Genomic DNA, 557 nt, shown 5'->3' on the forward strand with positions numbered 1-557 from the left:
GTGACGGCGAGCGATCCGGATGGCGATGCGCTGAGCGTCACGGTCGATGATGCCCGCTTCGAGGTGGTCGGCGGCCAGTTGAAGCTGCGCGACGGGATCAGCCTGGATCACGAGGCTGAGCCATCGGTGACGGTGGTGGTGACGGCTGTGGATGCCGGCGGTCTGACGGCGTCGACGCTGGTGACGATCAGCGTCACCAATGTCAACGAGGTGCCGGCGGTGCCGGTGCTGGACGGCACCAGTGTCGCTGAAGGCGTTGCCGGTGCGGTGGTCGGGCTGGTGACGGTGGCCGATCCGGATGCCGGCGACACGGTCGAACTGACGGTCGATGACGCGCGGTTCGAGATCGTGGACGGGGTTCTGAAGCTGCGCGACGGCGTGTCGCTGGACTTCGAGACCGAGGCGACGGTCGATCTGGTGATCACGGCCACGGATGCGGGCGGTTTGTCGGCGGCGCTGGCGGTGACGCTGGCGGTTGGCGATGACGGCGTGACGCCGGTCGTGCCGGTGCTGACCGGGCGGACGGTGGCCGAGAATGCGGCGGGTGCGGTGATCGG

Annotated in this window: 1 protein-coding gene; it reads left to right on the forward strand. The window is 68.9% G+C overall.

Translation table 11 applies throughout. The features are described 5' to 3' along the window. Positions 1-557, forward strand: a 557-nt coding sequence (locus WG924_RS28090) for a cadherin repeat domain-containing protein (RefSeq protein WP_493660860.1), incomplete at both ends; no start/stop codon positions are given.

This window comes from Tistrella arctica (assembly GCF_039630945.1).
Classification (GTDB): Bacteria; Pseudomonadota; Alphaproteobacteria; order Tistrellales; family Tistrellaceae; genus Tistrella; species Tistrella bauzanensis.